This window comes from Streptomyces sp. NPDC099050 (genome assembly GCF_044759865.1).
Taxonomy (GTDB): Bacteria; Actinomycetota; Actinomycetes; order Streptomycetales; family Streptomycetaceae; genus Streptomyces.
In genome coordinates, this window is the sequence record NZ_JBIWAE010000003.1 from 432,968 (window position 1) to 450,483 (window position 17,516).

14 protein-coding genes and 1 pseudogene are annotated in these 17,516 nt (G+C 71.5%); 1 reads left to right on the forward strand and 14 read right to left on the reverse strand.

The genetic code is table 11. The annotated features are described in order from the left end of the window. Positions 1-98: 98 nt before the first annotated feature. The 12 genes from ACIQV3_RS07690 to nrdR all read right to left on the reverse strand — a co-directional run bounded on the left by ACIQV3_RS07690 (position 99) and on the right by nrdR (position 12,265). Positions 99-695: a hypothetical protein gene (locus ACIQV3_RS07690; RefSeq protein WP_403710748.1), complete on the reverse strand. Its 597-nt coding sequence runs from the start codon at positions 693-695 to the stop codon at positions 99-101. A 59-nt stretch (positions 696-754) separates the two neighbouring features. Then, positions 755-1,465 carry a ribonuclease HII gene (locus ACIQV3_RS07695; protein ID WP_403710750.1) on the reverse strand — a complete coding sequence of 237 codons (711 nt, stop codon included), beginning with the start codon at positions 1,463-1,465 and terminating at the stop codon, positions 755-757. A 327-nt stretch (positions 1,466-1,792) separates the two neighbouring features. Next, positions 1,793-2,125: a helix-turn-helix domain-containing protein gene (locus ACIQV3_RS07700; protein WP_403710883.1), complete on the reverse strand. Its 333-nt coding sequence runs from the start codon at positions 2,123-2,125 to the stop codon at positions 1,793-1,795. Positions 2,126-2,383: 258 nt separating this feature from the next. Next, entirely contained in the window at positions 2,384-4,054 is a 1,671-nt protein-coding gene (locus ACIQV3_RS07705; protein WP_403710752.1) for a DUF4173 domain-containing protein, read from the reverse strand. Positions 4,055-4,190: 136 nt separating this feature from the next. Continuing rightward, the gene (locus ACIQV3_RS07710) at positions 4,191-5,105 is read right to left on the reverse strand and encodes an ADP-ribosylglycohydrolase family protein (protein WP_403710754.1); all 915 of its coding nucleotides are present in this window, start codon (positions 5,103-5,105) and stop codon (positions 4,191-4,193) included. Positions 5,106-5,116: 11 nt separating this feature from the next. Then, the gene (locus ACIQV3_RS07715) at positions 5,117-5,776 is read right to left on the reverse strand and encodes a histidine phosphatase family protein (protein ID WP_403710756.1); all 660 of its coding nucleotides are present in this window, start codon (positions 5,774-5,776) and stop codon (positions 5,117-5,119) included. A 93-nt stretch (positions 5,777-5,869) separates the two neighbouring features. Then, positions 5,870-6,475 (reverse strand): YdbC family protein, encoded by a 606-nt coding sequence (locus ACIQV3_RS07720; RefSeq protein ID WP_250748831.1) that lies wholly within the window; start codon positions 6,473-6,475, stop codon positions 5,870-5,872. 32 nt (positions 6,476-6,507) lie between these two features. After that, positions 6,508-7,332, reverse strand: a complete 825-nt coding sequence (locus ACIQV3_RS07725; protein ID WP_403710758.1) for an arylamine N-acetyltransferase — start codon at positions 7,330-7,332, stop codon at positions 6,508-6,510. A 98-nt stretch (positions 7,333-7,430) separates the two neighbouring features. After that, the gene (locus ACIQV3_RS07730) at positions 7,431-8,177 is read right to left on the reverse strand and encodes a DUF2071 domain-containing protein (RefSeq protein ID WP_403710760.1); all 747 of its coding nucleotides are present in this window, start codon (positions 8,175-8,177) and stop codon (positions 7,431-7,433) included. Then, complete coding sequence (locus tag ACIQV3_RS07735; RefSeq protein WP_403710762.1) at positions 8,174-8,515, reverse strand: metalloregulator ArsR/SmtB family transcription factor; 342 nt, start codon at positions 8,513-8,515, stop codon at positions 8,174-8,176. Before ACIQV3_RS07735 ends, ACIQV3_RS07730 begins: the two co-directional genes overlap by 4 nt. Before the next feature lie 201 nt (positions 8,516-8,716). Next, entirely contained in the window at positions 8,717-11,611 is a 2,895-nt protein-coding gene (locus tag ACIQV3_RS07740) for a vitamin B12-dependent ribonucleotide reductase (RefSeq protein WP_403710764.1), read from the reverse strand. 144 nt (positions 11,612-11,755) lie between these two features. Next, entirely contained in the window at positions 11,756-12,265 is a 510-nt protein-coding gene (nrdR, locus tag ACIQV3_RS07745) for a transcriptional regulator NrdR (protein ID WP_250748823.1), read from the reverse strand. Positions 12,266-12,742: 477 nt separating this feature from the next. Between nrdR and lexA the strand changes: the two genes are divergently transcribed. Then, positions 12,743-13,540, forward strand: a complete 798-nt coding sequence (lexA, locus tag ACIQV3_RS07750) for a transcriptional repressor LexA (protein ID WP_403710766.1) — start codon at positions 12,743-12,745, stop codon at positions 13,538-13,540. A 117-nt stretch (positions 13,541-13,657) separates the two neighbouring features. On the opposite strand, the gene ACIQV3_RS07755 is transcribed toward lexA, so the two are convergent. After that, positions 13,658-15,628: an ATP-dependent DNA helicase gene (locus ACIQV3_RS07755; RefSeq protein WP_403710768.1), complete on the reverse strand. Its 1,971-nt coding sequence runs from the start codon at positions 15,626-15,628 to the stop codon at positions 13,658-13,660. Between the two features lie 52 nt (positions 15,629-15,680). Further along, positions 15,681-17,289, reverse strand: a pseudogene (locus ACIQV3_RS07760) (IucA/IucC family protein). Positions 17,290-17,516: the final 227 nt, after the last annotated feature.

Sequence of the window (17,516 nt, forward strand, 5' to 3'; positions counted from 1 at the left end):
GTACACCCGGAACGGGCGTACGGCTGGTCAGGCCTCGGACTTCGGCAGGGCCGGCTAGCAGCCCGCCCCGCCCCTCGACCGTGCGGGAGTACGGGGCGTCAGACGCCCGCCCCCAGCACGGAGTTGATCTGCTGCGGCTCGCCGCACACGATCAGGATCGCACCGGCTCGCGCGAGAGCGACCGGCAGGGCTCCGGCGGCGGCGTCGACCGGTCCGCCGTTGACCGCGAAGACCACGACGGGACGGCCGGCCGCGCGCTGCGCCTGCGCCGCGTCGGCGTAGAAGACGTCGTCCCCGGCATCGTGCAGGGCCCAATAGGCGGCCTCGCCGAAGGACAGCTCGTGCGCGGCCCACGGGTGCGGGTCGCCGGTGGTGAGCACCAGGATGTCACCGGGCGCGCGCCCGGTGTCGAGCAGCAGGTCGACGGCCTCTTCGGCCGCGTCCAGCGCACCCTCGGCGGAGGCCGGGATCAGCTGGACCTGCGGCACGGACGCCGAGACCGAGGGGGTGGTGGAGGCCACGGGACCGCGGGCGGCCTGCGGCTTCCGCGGGGCGGGCGGCGCGGGCCTGGGGGCGGGACGGGGACCGGGGACGGGACGGGGGGTCTGCGCGCTGCGGCTCGCGGCCGGCGTGACGCGGGGACCCTGGGCACTCTCGTGAATCTGAGGCTCCTCGGGGGCGGGGGTGAGAGGCATGAACTGATATTTATCAAACACCGGTGCGAAACGTACCGGTTGGTGGCACCTGCGTGCGATCAGAAATCGAAGCCGAGTTGGCCTCCGTTTTCCAGCTCCATCGCTTCCTCGCTGCGGCGCACCTTCTTGAGGTGGCTCCAGCGGGGCAGCGCGTCGAGGTAGGACCAGGAGAGCCGGTGGTGCGCGGTCGGACCCTGCTCCTCCAGTGCCGCCCGGTGCACGGGCGAGGGGTATCCGGCGTTGGCGGCGAAGGCGAAGTCCGCGATCCCGCCGCCCTGTTCACCGATCTCGGCCATCATCCGGTCGCGCCGGACCTTGGCGATCACCGAGGCCGCGGCGACGGCGACGCAGGACTGGTCGCCCTTGATCACTGTCCGGACCCGCCAGGGCGCACCGAGGTAGTCGTGCTTGCCGTCGAGTATCACCGCGTCGGGCCGCACGGGCAGCGCCTCCAGGGCGCGCACCGCGGCGAGGCGCAGGGCGGCGGTCATCCCGAGTTCGTCGATCTCCTCCGGGGAGGAGTGACCCAGGGCGTAGGCGGTGACCCAGTCCTCCAGGACGCCGACGAGCGCGTCACGGCGCTTGGGGGTCAGCAGTTTGGAGTCGGTGAGTCCCGCGGGCGGCCGGCGCAGACCGGTGATCGCCGCGCAGACGGTGACGGGACCGGCCCAGGCCCCTCGTCCGACTTCGTCGACCCCGGCGATGACCTTGGCGCCGGTGGTCGCTCGGAGGGAGCGTTCGACGGTGTGAGTGGGTGCTTCGTACGGCATGGCGCCAGCAAGGTTACGCCGCCCCGGGCCGCCTGCACACCCCGCCCCCTCCCCGCCGCGCCATCGCCCCCTCCCCGCCGCGCCGCGGCCACTTCCGCGCCGCGCCACCGACCCCGGTCCGTCTCACACCCTGAGCGGCGGCGCCATCACCGCGTCGATCATCTCGGCGATTTCCGCGTCCACCCATTCGCTCCCGCACACCTTCGCGCGCTACGCCATCAGCCCCGGGATGACCTCGGCGAGCAGCGGGCCGGTCGCGTCCGGCCGGACGTCGCCCCAAGCGATTCCACGGTCCACCGGCTCGCCGATCAACACGTGCGCCGGTTGTTACAGCCCGGCCCGGACCAGGTCGCGGAACCGCTCCGCGTGGCCGTGATCGCACTCGTGAAGCACGACCCTCAGCACCTGACCCGCCCGCGACCGCATCACGTCCCTCATCCGCACGCACAGCGCGTACAGGTCCTCGCGCGCCGGCCCCAGGTCCGGAATCACGCCGAGCGGGGGAAATCGCGTCCCCAGCGCATAGGCCACGAGGTCCGCCTTCGAGGGCCGGCGCCGGTACGGCGCGGCCTTGCCCGTCTGCGCTCCCGCAACGACGCCTTCCGTGGTGAGCGCGTTCCAGCCCGTGGTGCTCAGCTGCTCCAACGCGGCATCGAGAATCGCCCGTTCGAGTTCAGTTCCGCGCCTGGGCCCCGGGGCGGCCGCCGGCCGAGGGGGCGCCCTGGACCGGGAGTGGCGCTCACCGTCATCGCCGCCTGCCGGCTCATGGTCGTCCTCGACGCGACGATCGTGAACATCGCGCTCACCTGGAGGCCCTGAACGGAGCCGCCGCATGGCCGGCCCGGCCGCCGGAGCACGCGGTCCCGCACGAGGGGCCCGGCGGGGGAACCTTCCGCGCCGGGCCCGTCGCGTCGGCTGCTAGTACTCGATCCGGCTCCCGAAGGTTCCCAGGGTCCTGCACTGCTCGTACGAGGCGCTCACCCCGCGCCCGCCGAGGATCTCCCGGGCCCGGCGCTCCCCCAGGCTCGTCGCGTACCAGGGGGTGCGGCCCGCCGCCGCCAGGTCCCTGGCGATCCCGCGCAGGGCGCAGGAACGTTGGGGCTCGGGCAGCCGGTCCAGGGCGGGCACCGCGTCCGCCGACAGCGACTGGAAGTAGGCCAGGTCGATCTTGCCGGACCGCTCGTACCGCGTGACGTTGCCCTCCGCGATCACCCCGTCCGGGGACATCAGCCCGAAGGCCAGTACGGCCGCCAGGGCGCTCCCCGCGACCGCGCGGGGCAGCCACCGCGCGCCGAACAGCCCGCCGGCCATGATCAGTACGATCACCAGCCCGAGCCACAGTTCCATACCGGCGACCGACAGCCGCAGCCTGGTCAGCCCGTACGCGTCCACGTACAGGTCCATGCGGCGGAGCGCCGAGGCGACGACCACCAGGGTCAGCGCGCAGAGCGTGCCGAGCACGACCCGCACCAGCCGCCGGTCGCCGGCTCCCCCGCGCGGGGCCCAGCGCAGGGCCAGCGCGATGACGGCGAGGGTGAGCAGGGTGGCCCAGAGCAGCTGCCAGAAGCCCTGGCGCGCGTACGCGGCGTAGGTGAGGCCGGTGGCCTCCAGGACCTTGCGGTAGCCGCCGAAGAGGACGGCGAGCTGGACGGCGTTGAACGCGGCGAAGAGCAGGTTCAGCACGATCAGCGGAAGGGCCCACTCGACCCGGGAGCGCGCCTTCCCTGGACGCACCTCGATCCGGTCCCAGCGGGACGGGGCGGCGCCCGCGCGGGCGACGGCGATCGCGACCAGGAGGCCGAGCGCGAAGAGCAGGAAGCGGACCGGGCCGCCCATGCCGCTGATGTCGGGGGTGAGCCCGCTCAGCAGGTCCGCGAACGCGGCGTCGGCGGAGGCGAACAGGGTGCCGAACAGGGCCAGCAGGACCACCGCCACCACGACGGCCTTCATCACCGGCAGCAACCGCTCCCGGCGCCCCTCACCGCGCGAGCGCAGGCCCTGCCAGACCCAGCGCACCCCGAGGACGGCCGAGTCCAGGAGGCCGACCGGGCCGAGCAGGATGCCGGGCCAGGTCCGGCTTCCGTGCAGGGCCAGGGCGCCGGTCAGGAGGGCCGCGAACAGGGCCGCCACCGCCGGCCAGGCGGAGGCCCGCAGGGCGGGCACGGCGAGCAGCGCGAGACAGCCGAGCGCCCAGAGGGCGGTCCACGGACGCAGCGTGCGGCCGGCCGCACGGGCGGCCGCGTGGGCGGCTACGAGCGCGGGCAGCACGGCGAGGAGCAGACCCGGGCCGAGCCCCTCGCCGAGGAGCAGGGAGACGGCGACGCCGGAGGCGAGTACGGCGCCCAGCACGACGGCCGGCACCGGTCCGACGGCGGCCGGGCGCGCGGCCTCGGCCCAGGCGAGCGGGGCCATCGACCAGGCACCGGAGGCGGCGCGTTCCTTGCGCACTTGGTGCCGCTGCCAGGCCTTGGGATCCCACCCCGGCGGCGCGGGCGGCGTGGCCCCGGGGGCCCCGGCCTCCGTGGCGGCCCCCGCCTCCGTGGCGCTCCCCGTCCCGGCGTTCTCCGCACCGGTGCTTCCTGCTGACATCGGGTTCCCCTCCCCTGCCGGCCTCCCCGGCCATCGGGCGGGGGAGGCGAAGCCGACAGGGTAGGCCGCCCCTATGCAGTTTTGAACAGGATCAAAAGACGCCTGTGGCAGGACCGTGACAAACGGAAGGGGGCTGCTACCCCGCCGCCTCCGGCAGCCAGGCCGGCAGCGCCTCGGTCCGGGCCAGCCAGGCCCCCGGCAGCACCGCGTCCCCGCGTGCACCCAGCACCCCGCCGACGATCGCGCAGGTCGTGTCCACGTCCCCGCCCACCTGGGCGGTGGTCCAGAAGGCCCGCTCGTAGTCCTCCAGACCCCGCGCCGCCGACCACAGGGCGAACGGCACGGTGTCGTGGGCGCTGGTGCGCCGCCCGCAGCCCAGTACGGCGGCGACGGTGGTCGCGTCGCCGTAGTCGAGCATGTCGCGCGCACGCCGCACCCCGGCGCCCACCGCGCTCCGCGGGACGAGTGCGATCACCCCGTCCAGCAGGTCCGCGGCCTTCGGCGGCCCGGCCGGATCGGCCGCCAGCGCGGCCGCGGCGGCCACGGCCATCGCGCCGCACACCGCTTCGCGGTGCTGGTGGGTGGTGTAGGCGGAGATCTCCGCCTGGTGGGTGGCCTGCTCCGGGTCGTCGGCGTACCAGGCGCCCAGCGGGGCGACCCGCATGGCCGCTCCGTTGCCCCAGGAGCCCTGGCCGTTGAACAGCTCCGCGGCGAGCGTGCGCCAGTCCGCGCCCTCGCGGATCAGGCGCAGCATCCGGTTCACGGCGGGCCCGTAGCCGCGGTCGAAGTCGTGGTGGTGGGCGAAGGAGGCGGCCAGCGCGTCCTGGTCCACCCGGCCGTGCCCGGCGAGCACGGCCACCACCGAGCAGGCCATCTCGGTGTCGTCGGTCCACTGCCACGGATCGCTGCCCGGGGGCAGCTCGCGCCGCTTGAGCAGCGGGTAGTTCACGGGGACGAAGTACTGGGAGCCCAGTGCGTCGCCCAGGGCCAGCCCGCGGAGGCTGGCCATGGCGCGTGCGTAGCGCCCTTCGGGAGAGGAGTCAGCGGTCATCGCGCGTCACTCTAGCCGTCCAGGTCATAAGGCTCGGGTGTGGTCCACCGCTCAAACGGGCGGTCCATCCGGTAGCGGCCGTCGGAGCCAAGCATGAGCACCCGGTACTCGCCGTTCCCCGGGTTGGACAGGGCCTCGAACTCGGCCACGGACCAGTGGAACCATCGCATGCAGAACAGCCGCATCGTCAGACCGTGGGTCACGAGCAGCACGTTCTCCGGGTGGTCCGGGGCCTCGAAGCTGCGGTAGAGGCTTTCCAGGAAGGCCCCGACCCGGTCGTACACGTCCGCGCCCGACTCCCCCTGCGCGAAGCGGTAGAAGAAGTGCCCGTAGGCGTCCCGGTAGGCCTTCTGCAGCCGTACCTCCTCCCGCTCCTGCCAGTTCCCCCAGTCCTGCTCGCGCAGCCTCGGCTCCTCGCGCATCCGTACGCGCGTGGGGTCCAGGCGCAGCTCGCGGAAGGTCTGCAGGGTCCGGCGGTACGGGGAGACGTACGCGCTGACGTGCTCGTCCCCGAAGAGATCGCGCAGGAGCACGCCGGCCTCAGCCGCCTGCTCGCGCCCGTTGCGGGTCAGCCGGAGGGCGTGGTCGGGCTCCCGCTCGTACACCGTGTCGTCGGCATTGCCCTCCGATTCCCCGTGCCGGACAAGGACGATGCGCCGTGGTCGAACCATCCCACGACCCTATTGGGCCACCGCCGGGCACACCGACCGGGGCTCGCCGGTCGGACCCGGCGGCCATACAGTCAGGTCGTCAGGCAGGCCCCGTCACACCGTCCAGGACGGTTCGAGGTCGACGACGTCCCCGGTGAGGGCCTCCACGTCGGCCTGGATCTGGGCCCTCAGCGACAGCCGCTCCACGCGCTCCTGCCGGTACTTGCCGTGTTCGGCCGCCGCGTGCCACATCGACAGCACCAGGAACTCGCGGCCCGGAGCCTCGCCGAAGAGGCCCCGGACCATGCCGGGCGATCCCGCCATGGCCGGGTTCCAGACCTTCTCCTGCATGAGCGCGAAATGGTCCACGCGGCCCTCCCGCACCCGGGTGTGGGCGACCCGGACGACGTCGGCGTCGGTGAAGCGCGGTTCGAAGCCGGTCTTCACGTCGAAGCGGTGGTCGAAGAGCGTGACCCGCGCGTCGGTGTAGGTGCCGTTCTGCGAGGCGGCCAGCCGGTCGTGGGAGCGGGCCATGAAGGAATCGTAGAAGGAACGGCTCTCCCAGAAGGTGAAGACGTGCGCCACCCCCTGCCGACCTCGGCTCCAGCCGCCGCCCTGCCCCCGGAATCCCGGTTCGCCGGGGAGCCCGGCCCATTTGCGCTGCCCGCGCTCGAACCCGCGTCGGTCCGTCACCGTGCAGCGAATCCACTTGACCAGCACTGCGCCATCGTACGGGCCCGGCGGGGCCCGGGTCAGTCCTCGGCGCGGTACATCCGAAGGAGTTCGGCCGCGTCCCGCTCGGACAGCCGAAGCCCGAACTCCCGGCCGAGCAGGGCGAGCAGTTCCCCGGCGGGCACCTCCCGGCGCTCGATCCGTCCGCCGGGGAGCAGCCGGGAGAGCTCCCGCCCCACGAGGGCCAGGCGCTCGGAGTCGCCCTGCTTCTGGACGACGACCCGGCTGACGAAGGCGGAGCGGGGGTGCGAGGAGCTGTAGTGGTTCAGCACCACGTAGTCGACGGGGTGGTAGGGCTGCGGGGAGAAGGCGTAGAGGTCCCGCCAGACGCCCTCGCGCGGTACGCCCAGTACGAGGACCCCGTCCGCTTCCTCCCGGACGCGGAACACCCACTCCCCCTGCCGCACTTCGGCGCCGGGGCGCGCCAGCGGCACGGGTTCGCGCGGCCCCTGCCACCCGAACCCGGCGTCGCAGAGCCACGGCTCCCCCTCGACGGTGACGACGAGGACGGCGTGCGTCACCGCGGTCAGGGCGTCCCCCCGGGTGCGGTTGCGGGCGCCGCGTCCCGAGACCTCGAAGCCGATCCGCTCCAGGGCGGCGGCCAGCAGGGTGTTCTGCTCGTAGCAGTACCCGCCGCGGCGGTCGTGCACGAGCTTGTCCTCGACCGCCTTGACGTCCAGCCCGACGGGGCGGCCGAGCAGCACGTCCAGGCTCTCGAAGGTGATCGCACCGGCGTGGGCCCGGTGTACTGCCTTCAACGTCGCGAGGTCCGCCCGGAGTTCCCCGCCGCTCCAGCCGATCCTCGCCAGATAGGCGTCCAGATCCAGCTCGTCACCGTTCCACATGGCTGCTCCCCCACACCGCGCCGTCCCGTACGGGGCGCCCCGGTCGCGATCGCCCCGGCACAATGATCAGCGCGGCGGCCCCGGACGCCAACTCGCTCTCACGCGGCCGGCGCGGCACACCCCGCAGCAGCGGCGGAGCCCAACGGGTGCCACTCCACGGGTACGTCGCGCATCAGCAGGGCGCAGTCAAAGTGGGCCGTGCCGGCCGGGAAGCGCTCGAGGTCCTCGAAGAAGGAGGACTCGGCGCGGGTGACCTCGGTGGCCTCCACCCGCCACGCGTCCGTATGCAATTGCATGCCGTCGAGCCGTCCCTCGGCACCGGCCGGCGAGTAGCCGCGGTCACCCCGCCGGAAGAACTCGGAGGCCTCGGCCAGGTCGCCGAACAGCCGGCTTCCGCGCAGCTCGTCCACGACCCGCGCAGCGACGCGTACCCGCGTGGAGGCGTCCTTGGTCTCGTACGCGACGCCGATCTCCTGCGGGGTCTCCCGTACGTCGAAGACGGCCGCCCCGTGCGCCCCGGGGAACAGTCGGCCGCCCGCCAGGACGTTGAGCCGGGAACCGCTGTCGCGGCGCGGGATCCAGACGCCCGCCTCGACCCCGTCCGGTCCGTCCCATTCGACGGAGATCCGGTGCGCGGCGTTCTCGCTGCGCACCCCGGTACCGGTCGGCGCCCACCTCGGCCGGGTGTCCCCGAGCCGCAGCAGGCAGATCCCGGCGACGGCCCAGCCGCCGGCGAGCTGCGGCCTCATCCCGGCCGGCAGCAGTCCCGCCGCCACCTCGGGCTCGACCCGGTAGTTCACGAGCAGCCGCCGCTCGATGACGCTCGAGATCTTCAGACCGATCATTCCGTGCTCTCCCCCGACTCGTTCTTGCGCCGCTGGTGCCGCAGCACGATCTGCTCCGGGCACACCATGCTGAGGAACCGCCCGACGGAGGCGGCCAGCCGCTCCTCGACGAGCGTGTAGAGGATCCGGTTCCCGTCGCGCCGCTCCCGCACCAGCCCCGCCGCCTTCAGCACCCCCAGGTGCCGCGACACGGACGGGGCGCTGATCGTGAACCGGCCGGAGATCTCCCCGGCCGCAAGCTCCCCGCCGCGCAGATCCTCCAGGATCTGACGCCGCGTGGGGTCGGCGAGCGCCCGGAAGACGCCGGCCTCGTCGTCGGTCCCACTGTTCTCAGCCATGCGACCTTTTTAGCACATGAGCTAATTAGCTAAATACGGCACCACCCCGGCGCGACCGCATCACCGCCGGGCCGAGGACGCGACGAACACGACGAGGGGGACGAACACGACGAAGGGGACCGGCCTATGGCCGGTCCCCTTCATGAGCCGCTGGTCAGCCGTCCGCGCGGGCGCGCCCCGCGCCGACGGCTACCCGTGGTGTCAGCTGCAGCCGCTGGTGGAGCCGCAGCCCTCGCAGATGTAGCAGGAGCCGGCGCGCTGCATCTTCGTACCGCAGGAGAAGCAGAGCGGGGCGTCGGCGGAGACGCCGAGCTGCATCTCGACCAGTTCGGCGCTGGAGTGCGCCGTCTTGGGGGCCGGGACCGGGGCGAGCGTGACCGGCTTGACGACCGGGACGGTCTGGACCGCGGCGACCGGGGCGGCCGGGGTCAGGGACTCCGTGTCGAGCTCCTCGTCGAGGGGCTCGTAAGAACCGGTGTCCAGGTGGCGCTGACGCTCCTCGGCGGAGTGGATGCCGAGGGCGGAGCGGGTCTCGAAGGGCAGGAAGTCGAGCGCCACGCGACGGAAGATGTAGTCGACGATCGACTGCGCCATCCGCACGTCCGGGTCGTCCGTCATGCCGGCCGGCTCGAAGCGCATGTTCGTGAACTTCGCGACGTACGTCTCCAGCGGGACGCCGTACTGCAGACCGACCGAGACGGCGATCGAGAAGGCGTCCATCATCCCCGCGAGGGTCGAACCCTGCTTGGACATCTTCAGGAAGACCTCGCCGAGACCGTCGTCCGGGTAGGAGTTCGCGGTCATGTAGCCCTCGGCGCCACCGACCGTGAAGGAGGTGGTGATCCCCGGACGGCCCTTCGGGAGGCGCTTGCGGACCGGGCGGTACTCGATGACCTTCTCGACCGCCGTGCGGATGGTCTCCTCGGCCTTCTCGGTGACCTCGGCCTTCTCCTCTTCCTTCTTCTTCGCGGAGAGGGGCTGACCGACCTTGCAGTTGTCGCGGTAGATCGCGAGCGCCTTGACGCCCAGCTTCCACGCCTCGAAGTAGATCTCCTCGATCTCCTCGACGGTCGCCGTCTCCGGCATGTTGACCGTCTTCGAGATCGCGCCGGAGATCCAGGGCTGGATCGCGGCCATCATGCGCACGTGGCCCATCGCGGAGATGGAACGCTCGCCCATCGCGCAGTCGAAGACCGAGTAGTGCTCCTGCTTCAGGCCCGGGGCGTCGACGACCACGCCGTGCTCGGCGATGTGGGCGACGATCGCCTCGATCTGCTCTTCCTGGTAGCCCATGCGACGCAGGGCCTGCGGCACGGTGCCGTTGACGATCTGCATCGAACCGCCGCCGACGAGCTTCTTGAACTTGACCAGGGCCAGGTCCGGCTCGACACCGGTGGTGTCGCAGGACATCGCCAGACCGATGGTGCCGGTCGGCGCGAGGACGGAGGCCTGCGAGTTGCGGAAGCCGTTCTTCTCGCCGAGGCGGATCACGTCCTGCCAGGCCTCGGTGGCCGCGGCCCAGATGATGCTGTCCAGGTCCTCGGTGCGCGGCGCGACGGCGTTGGCGTCGGCGTGCTGCTTCATGACGCGCTTGTGCGACTCGGCGTTGCGGGCGTAGCCGTCGTACGGGCCGACGATCGCGGCCAGCTCGGCGGAGCGCTTGTACGCGGTACCGGTCATCAGCGAGGTGATCGACGCGGCGAGGGTGCGGCCGCCGTCGGAGTCGTACGCGTGGCCGGTGGCCATCAGCAGGGCGCCGAGGTTGGCGTAGCCGATGCCCAGCTGGCGGAAGGCGCGGGTGTTCTCGCCGATCTTCTGCGTCGGGAAGTCCGCGAAGCAGATGGAGATGTCCATCGCGGTGATGACCAGCTCGACGACCTTGGAGAAGCGCTCGGCGTCGAAGGACTGGTTGCCCTTGCCGTCGTCGTCGAGGAACTTCATCAGGTTCAGCGAGGCGAGGTTGCAGGACGTGTTGTCCAGGTGCATGTACTCGCTGCACGGGTTGGACGCGGTGATGCGGCCGGACTCGGGGCAGGTGTGCCAGTTGTTGATCACACCGTCGTACTGGATGCCCGGGTCGGCGCAGGCCCACGCGGCCTCGGCGAGCTTGCGGAAGAGCGACTTCGCGTCGACCGTCTCGATGACCTCGCCGGTCATGCGGGCGCGCAGGCCGAACTCGGTGCCGTTCTCGACGGCCGTCATGAACTCGTCGTTCACGCGGACGGAGTTGTTGGCGTTCTGGTACTGGACGGACGTGATGTCGTCGCCGCCCAGGTCCATGTCGAAGCCCGCGTCGCGCAGGGCGCGGATCTTCTCCTCTTCCTTCACCTTGGTCGCGATGAAGTCCTCGACGTCCGGGTGGTCCACGTCCAGGACGACCATCTTGGCCGCGCGGCGGGTGGCGCCGCCCGACTTGATCGTTCCGGCGGACGCGTCGGCGCCGCGCATGAAGGAGACCGGGCCGGAGGCGTTGCCGCCGGAGGAGAGGAGCTCCTTGGAGGAGCGGATGCGGGAGAGGTTCAGGCCGGCGCCGGAGCCGCCCTTGAAGATCATTCCCTCTTCCTTGTACCAGTCGAGGATCGACTCCATGGAGTCGTCGACGGCCAGGATGAAGCAGGCGGAGACCTGCTGCGGCTGGGGCGTGCCGACGTTGAACCACACCGGGGAGTTGAAGCTGAAGATCTGGTGCAGGAGCGCGTAGGTCAGCTCGTGCTCGAAGATCTCCGCGTCGGCGGGGGACGTGAAGTAGTCGAAGTCCTCGCCGGCCTTCGTGTACGTCTTCACGATCCGGTCGATGAGCTGCCTCAGACCGGTCTCGCGCTGCGGGCTGCCGACCGCACCGCGGAAGTACTTGCTGGTGACGATGTTGACCGCGTTCACCGACCAGAAGTCGGGGAACTCGACGCCGTACTGCTCGAAGTTGACCGAGCCGTCGCGCCAGTTGGTCATGACGACGTCGCGGCGCGCCCAGGTCACCTCGTCGTACGGGTGCACGCCCGGGGTGGTGTGGATGCGCTCGATACGCAGGCCGCTCTTGGCAGTCTTGGTGCCCCTGGCGCGGGAACCTCGTGCCGAGCTGCTCGCCGTCTCTGTCATGCCGTTCCTCCCAATGCGGGCAAAACGCCCTAAAGTGCCAGCGCTATTCCGCGGCACGGTGCTGTGTGTCTTGTATCTACGTCTTCTTCGCCGGACCCACCGGCCCTTCCACGACGCGCAGGCGACGGGGAACGGGCAGGCCGGTCAGTCGGCGGCGGAGGCGGGCACGGGGACCGGAGCGGTCCCACCGGGCTCGCACTCTTCGTGAGGCCGCGGCACGCGGAGTTCCGCGATGGCGGTCTCGAAGTCTTCGAGTGTGTCGAACGCCTTGTAAACGGACGCGAACCGGAGGTACGCGACCAGATCGAGGTCCTGCAACGGGCCGAGTATGGCCAGACCCACGTCGTGGGTGGTCAGCTCGGCGCTCCCGGTGGCGCGCAGCGCCTCCTCGACTCGCTGGCCGAGTTTGGCGAGGGCGTCCTCGGTGACCGGCCGCCCCTGGCACGCCTTGCGCACGCCGGAGATGACCTTGGTACGGCTGAAGGGTTCGGTCACCCCGCTGCGCTTGATCACCATCAGTGAGGCCGTCTCCACCGTCGTGAAGCGACGGGAGCAGTCGGGGCACTGGCGGCGCCGGCGGATCGACGTGCCGTCGTCGGTGGTGCGACTGTCGACGACACGGCTGTCGGGGTGCCTGCAGAAGGGGCAGTGCATGGTTCCCTCACCCTCCTCTTGGCACGACTGAATCACCTCGTGAGACCCCTGAACGGCAGAGTGGAAGCTCTGTCGGAGGCTCTCGAAGCAGCCACAAGCATATGCGATGTCGGGGACCCCGGCAGACCGAGGACCACAACTTCTGGGTGGCAGCGCTCATCCAACCACTAGATCTTGGGTTGTGGTGGATTCACACCGCTCCGCGTGTCGCCGCGTCCGATGGCCGGATGACAGGCCTCGCGGTGCCACACTGGGCGCAGACCCGGACGGTGGCGACCCGACCCGGAAGGGTACCGTAAGCAGCGGCTCCGGAGCCGAACCCCCGTTCGGCCCGGACGGCCCGTCGGCGGCATATACACCTCACGAAGTGAACACGGTGGGTGATCTCCGATTTTTCACTCGAACGTGTGTTTGGCGCAACCTTTCGAAAGCAACTACCGTTGTCCAGCTAGGGAGAACATTTCGAGAGGGGCCGACGTGACCACCACCGCAGACAGTGTCAGTGCCACCATCACTGCCCAGAACCGCTCCCAGAGCCGACTTGAGCCGGTGCATGCCATGAATGACGCAAGTCTGAACCCGGAGGCGGAGCCCGTACGCCCCGCACGCTCGCTGCCAGGGCGACCTCCAGGCATCCGCGCCGACAGCTCCGGGCTCACGGACCGGCAGCGGAGGGTCATCGAGGTCATTCGCGACTCGGTGCAGCGGCGCGGCTACCCGCCGTCGATGCGGGAGATCGGCCAGGCGGTCGGCCTGTCCAGCACCTCTTCGGTCGCGCACCAGCTGATGGCCCTGGAGCGCAAGGGCTTCCTGCGCCGCGACCCCCACCGCCCCCGGGCGTACGAGGTCCGCGGCTCCGACCAGCCCAGCTCGCAGCCCACGGACACCACGGGCAAGCCCGCAGCCTCGTACGTGCCCCTGGTCGGCCGGATCGCGGCCGGTGGCCCGATCCTCGCCGAGGAGTCGGTGGAGGACGTGTTCCCCCTCCCCCGCCAGCTCGTGGGCGACGGAGAACTGTTCTGCCTCAAGGTCGTGGGCGACTCGATGATCGAGGCCGCGATCTGTGACGGCGACTGGGTGACCGTCCGCCGCCAGCCCGTCGCGGAGAACGGCGACATCGTCGCCGCCATGCTCGAAGGCGAGGCCACGGTCAAGCGCTTCAAGCGCGAGGACGGCCATGTCTGGCTGCTCCCGCACAACGCCGCCTACCAGCCGATCCCCGGCGACGAGGCCACCATCCTCGGCAAGGTCGTAGCGGTACTGCGCCGGCTCTGATCGCCCGCGCCCCCATCCAGCTCCGGGACCTACTGCGCCGGTCCCGGAGCTGCTTCGTGTCTTCTGGGGCTTCGCCTTACACGTCCCTTCGGCCTCTGCTTGCCCTCTGCTTGTCCTCTACTTGTCCTCGGCCGTCGCCGCGGCGTCGATGGCGGCCAGCGAGCGGCGGACCTGGTTGCGGTCGGTGGTGTACCAGAAGTCCGGCAGCGTGGCCCTCAGGAAGCTCCCGTACCTGGCCGTGGCCAGCCGGGGGTCCAGGACCGCCACGACGCCCTTGTCTCCGGTGGCCCGTACGAGCCGGCCCGCGCCCTGGGCCATGAGCAGGGCCGCGTGCGTCGCCGCGACGGACATGAAGCCGTTCCCGCCGCGCTCTTCGACCGCCTTCTGGCGGGCGCTCATCAGCGGGTCGTCGGGGCGCGGGAACGGGATCCTGTCCATGATCACCAACTGGCAGCTGGGCCCCGGAACGTCCACGCCCTGCCACAGCGACAGGGTCCCGAACAGGCAGGTCTTCGGATCGGCGGCGAAGGCCTTGATCAGCTCGCCGAGCGTCTCCTCGCCCTGGAGCAGGATGGGGTTCTCCAGCCGGCCTCGCAGTTCCTCGGCGGCGGCCTTCGCCCCGCGCATGGAGGAGAACAGTCCGAGGGTGCGGCCGCCGGCCGCCTCGATCAGTTCCGCGAGCTCGTCCATCATGTCGCCCCGGGTGCCCTCGCGGCCGGGGGTGGCCAGGTGCTTGGCGACGTAGAGGATGCCCTGCTTGGGGTAGTCGAAGGGCGAGCCGACGTCGAGGCCCTTCCACTGCGGCACGTCCTCGCCCTCGACCCCTTCCGGGGACAGGCCCATGGATGCCGCGACGCCGTTGAAGTCGCCGCCGAGCTTGAGGGTCGCTGAGGTCAGGACCACCGAGCGGTCCGCGAACAGCTTCTCGCGCAGCAAGCCCGACACCGACAGCGGAGCCACCCGGAGGGTCGCTCCGAAGCGGTCGTGGCGTTCGTACCAGACCACGTCGTACTCGGAGCCGGCCGTGATCCGCTCCGCCACCCCGTGCACGCTCTCCACCGCGGCGAGCGCCTGCTTGCGGACGGCGTCCTCGTCGTGGACGGACTTGTCCCGCGTGTTGCCGATCGCGGAGATCACGCTGCGCGACGCGTCCCGCAGGGCCATCAGCGCGTAGCCGAGGTCCTCGGGGATCTCCTCCAGCCGGCCGGGGAGGGCCAGCTCCATGACCCGTTCGAAGGTCTCCGACGCGGTCTGCAGGGAGTCGGCGGTCTTCTCGTCCACCAGCTTCGCCGCACGCTTCACGGCTCGGTTGACCTGACCCGGGGTGAGCTCTCCCGTGGCGACCCCGGTCACCCGGGACACCAGCTCGTGGGCCTCGTCGACGATCAGCACCTCGTGCTGCGGGAGGACCGGGGCGCCCTCGATGGCGTCGATGGCGAGGAGCGCGTGGTTGGTGACGACCACGTCCGCGAGCTTGGCCCGCTCGCGGGCGGCCTCCGCGAAGCACTCCGCGCCGTACGCGCACTTCGTCGCGCCCAGGCACTCGCGGGAGGAGACGGAGATCTGCGCCCAGGCCTTGTCGGAGACGCCCGGGGTCAGATCGTCGCGGTCGCCCGTCTCGGTCTCGTCCGCCCAGTCGCGCAGCCGCAGCAGGTCCTGCCCGAGCTTGCTCGTCGGGGTGGCCGCCTCGAACTGGTCGAAGAGGCCCTCCTCCTCGTCCTGCGGGGCGCCCTCGTGCAGACGGTGCAGGCACAGGTAATTGGAGCGGCCCTTGAGCATGGCGAACTGCGGGCGGCGGCGGAGCTGCGGATGCAGCGCCTCCACCGTCCGGGGCAGGTCGCGCTCGACGAGCTGGCGCTGGAGGGCCAGCGTCGCCGTGGCCACGACCACGCGCTCGCCGTGCGCGAGGGCCGGCACCAGGTAGCCCAGGGACTTACCGGTGCCGGTACCGGCCTGGATGAGGCGGTGGGAACTGTCGTCGATCGCTTCGGCGACGGCTTCGGCCATGGCCACCTGGCCGGGGCGCTCCGTGCCGCCGACGGCGGAGACGGCGGCGTGCAGCAGGTCGGGGAGGGAGGGCTTCGTCATAGCAGTGCCAACCCTACGGGGCCGCGCCGACAGTGGCCGCACCGGCGAGCGTTCATGAACGGTGGAGGGGGTTCGGCACGGTGCCGTACCGCACGGCGTGCGGGCGGTCCGGCCGGTCGCGGTAGCCGTCCTCGTAGAGGCGGTTCCGGTTCAGGCAGAGCCTCACGATGCGTTCACCGAGGAGGTCGAAGAGCTCGTAGCGCTCCTTGAGCTCGGGGAAGCGGGCCTGGTGACGCAGGACCTCCGCCCGTACGAGGGACCAGAACGTGTCCCGGACGTCGTGCTCGTCGAAGATCACGACGGTGTTCTCGCCGTGCGGGGAGAAGACGGTGCCGTAGCGGTAGAGGAAGCGGAGCAGCGGAGGCAGCAGGGCGGCGAAGAGGTGCTGGAGCCACACCGTGGGGCTCAGCCCGGACCGGGCGACGAGTTCCGCGGTGAAGGACCGGCCGCGGGGGTCGGTGTGCAGGAGCGAGGAGAGGGTACGGGCCCGCTCGCCCGGGGCGAGGTGCCCGGCCAGCGGCTCGCGCCAGATCGCGCCGAGGAGCTCCTTGTACTGGTACGGGACTTCGGGGAGCGCGTCGTAGACGGGGTGGCGGACCGTGACGGAGGCGACTTCGCCGAGCAGGATCACTCCGCATTCCTGGCGCAGGAAGGGGTCGCCGTCGCGCAGCGAGTGGATCCAGGCGGTGACGGCGGGCGCCGCGAGGGCCAGGTCCGAGGGCAGGCCGCGCCAGACCATGGTGTTGAAGACGGAGAGCGGCAGTTTGACGCTGTGGCGGTCGGGGCGGGTGAGGTTGAGGAAGGTACGGATCGACTGCTGGGGAAGGCGCAGGTCGGGGTCGGCGGGGAGCGGGACCAGGGTGCCCGCGGCGAGGGCCGGGGCGAAGAGGGGCAGGAGGACCTCGTCCCACTGCCAGGGGTGCACGGGGAGGTAGAGGTACCCGCGCGGGTCGAGGCCGCGGTCGCGCAGGGTCCGGTCGAAGAGGGCTCGGGTGACGGGGTCGAGCTCGGCGGAGTAGAGGCGGGCGGGGTCTTCCAGGCCGGCGGTGCCGCGGTAGTGCGCGAGGGAGGTGTGGGCGGCCAGCCAGGGGAGGCGCTGGGCGGTACGGGCCTCGGGCGCCCAGGCGGCGGTGTCGGAGGCGGAGAGTCCGATCCGCCCCTTGTTGAGGACCAGCCAGGGATGGCCGGTCTGGTGCCCTTCGAGGGCCGCGTAGTCGAGGTCGGCGAGGACGTCCGCGGTGAGCGCGGTGTGGTCGATGCGGGCGTCGGCCGCGAGCGTGGCACTGAGCTCGCGGACCAGGTGGCCGAGGGTGGCGCCGTCGAGGCCGAGGAGGGTGCGCGCGGATGAGGAAGGCGTACGGGTCCCCGAAGGCGGTCGGCGAACCGGAGGGGGTCGGTGACCCGGAGGGGGTCGGTGAACCGGAGGGGGTCGGTGAACCGGAGGGGGTCGGTGAACCGGAGGGGGCGGGGCATCCGGAAGGGGCGGCCGGCGGGGTGAGGGTGATCGTGTCGGGTGTGACGTGCCAGCTGCCGTACGCGCGGCGGCGGGCACGGAAGCCGAGGCTGCTGCCGTCGTCGAGGGTCAGCGTCCAGGCATCACCTGAGGCGACCGGGGCGGGGACCGGGGTGATGGTCTCCTCGTACGCGAACTCGCCGAGCATCTTGGCGAGCAGGCGGCGGGCGGCGAAGTCCCAGGTCAGCCGGTTCAGTTCGGGCGGCGTGCACGGATGCTGGGGCGACAGGGGCACGGTGTCCGGGAAATGGGGGCCCGGGGAGTCGGGGGCTGCGGAAAAGATCTGCACGGGACTCCTCGGGTCGGAAATATTTTGCTGCGCGACGCAGGGTTTTAGGGGTGATGGGTGCGGGAACTGACGAGGTAGACGTGAAC

Excerpts from the sequence above, each read along its gene's own strand:
- ACIQV3_RS07690 (WP_403710748.1), bottom strand. The coding sequence starts at position 695 with ATGCCTCTCACCCCCGCCCCCGAGGAGCCTCAGATTCACGAGAGTGCC.
- ACIQV3_RS07695 (WP_403710750.1), bottom strand. The coding sequence starts at position 1,465 with ATGCCGTACGAAGCACCCACTCACACCGTCGAACGCTCCCTCCGAGCG.
- ACIQV3_RS07705 (WP_403710752.1), bottom strand. The coding sequence starts at position 4,054 with ATGTCAGCAGGAAGCACCGGTGCGGAGAACGCCGGGACGGGGAGCGCC.
- ACIQV3_RS07710 (WP_403710754.1), bottom strand. The coding sequence starts at position 5,105 with ATGACCGCTGACTCCTCTCCCGAAGGGCGCTACGCACGCGCCATGGCC.
- ACIQV3_RS07715 (WP_403710756.1), bottom strand. The coding sequence starts at position 5,776 with ATGGTTCGACCACGGCGCATCGTCCTTGTCCGGCACGGGGAATCGGAG.
- ACIQV3_RS07725 (WP_403710758.1), bottom strand. The coding sequence starts at position 7,332 with ATGTGGAACGGTGACGAGCTGGATCTGGACGCCTATCTGGCGAGGATC.
- ACIQV3_RS07730 (WP_403710760.1), bottom strand. The coding sequence starts at position 8,177 with ATGATCGGTCTGAAGATCTCGAGCGTCATCGAGCGGCGGCTGCTCGTG.
- ACIQV3_RS07735 (WP_403710762.1), bottom strand. The coding sequence starts at position 8,515 with ATGGCTGAGAACAGTGGGACCGACGACGAGGCCGGCGTCTTCCGGGCG.
- ACIQV3_RS07740 (WP_403710764.1), bottom strand. The coding sequence starts at position 11,611 with ATGACAGAGACGGCGAGCAGCTCGGCACGAGGTTCCCGCGCCAGGGGC.
- nrdR (WP_250748823.1), bottom strand. The coding sequence starts at position 12,265 with ATGCACTGCCCCTTCTGCAGGCACCCCGACAGCCGTGTCGTCGACAGT.
- ACIQV3_RS07755 (WP_403710768.1), bottom strand. The coding sequence starts at position 15,628 with ATGACGAAGCCCTCCCTCCCCGACCTGCTGCACGCCGCCGTCTCCGCC.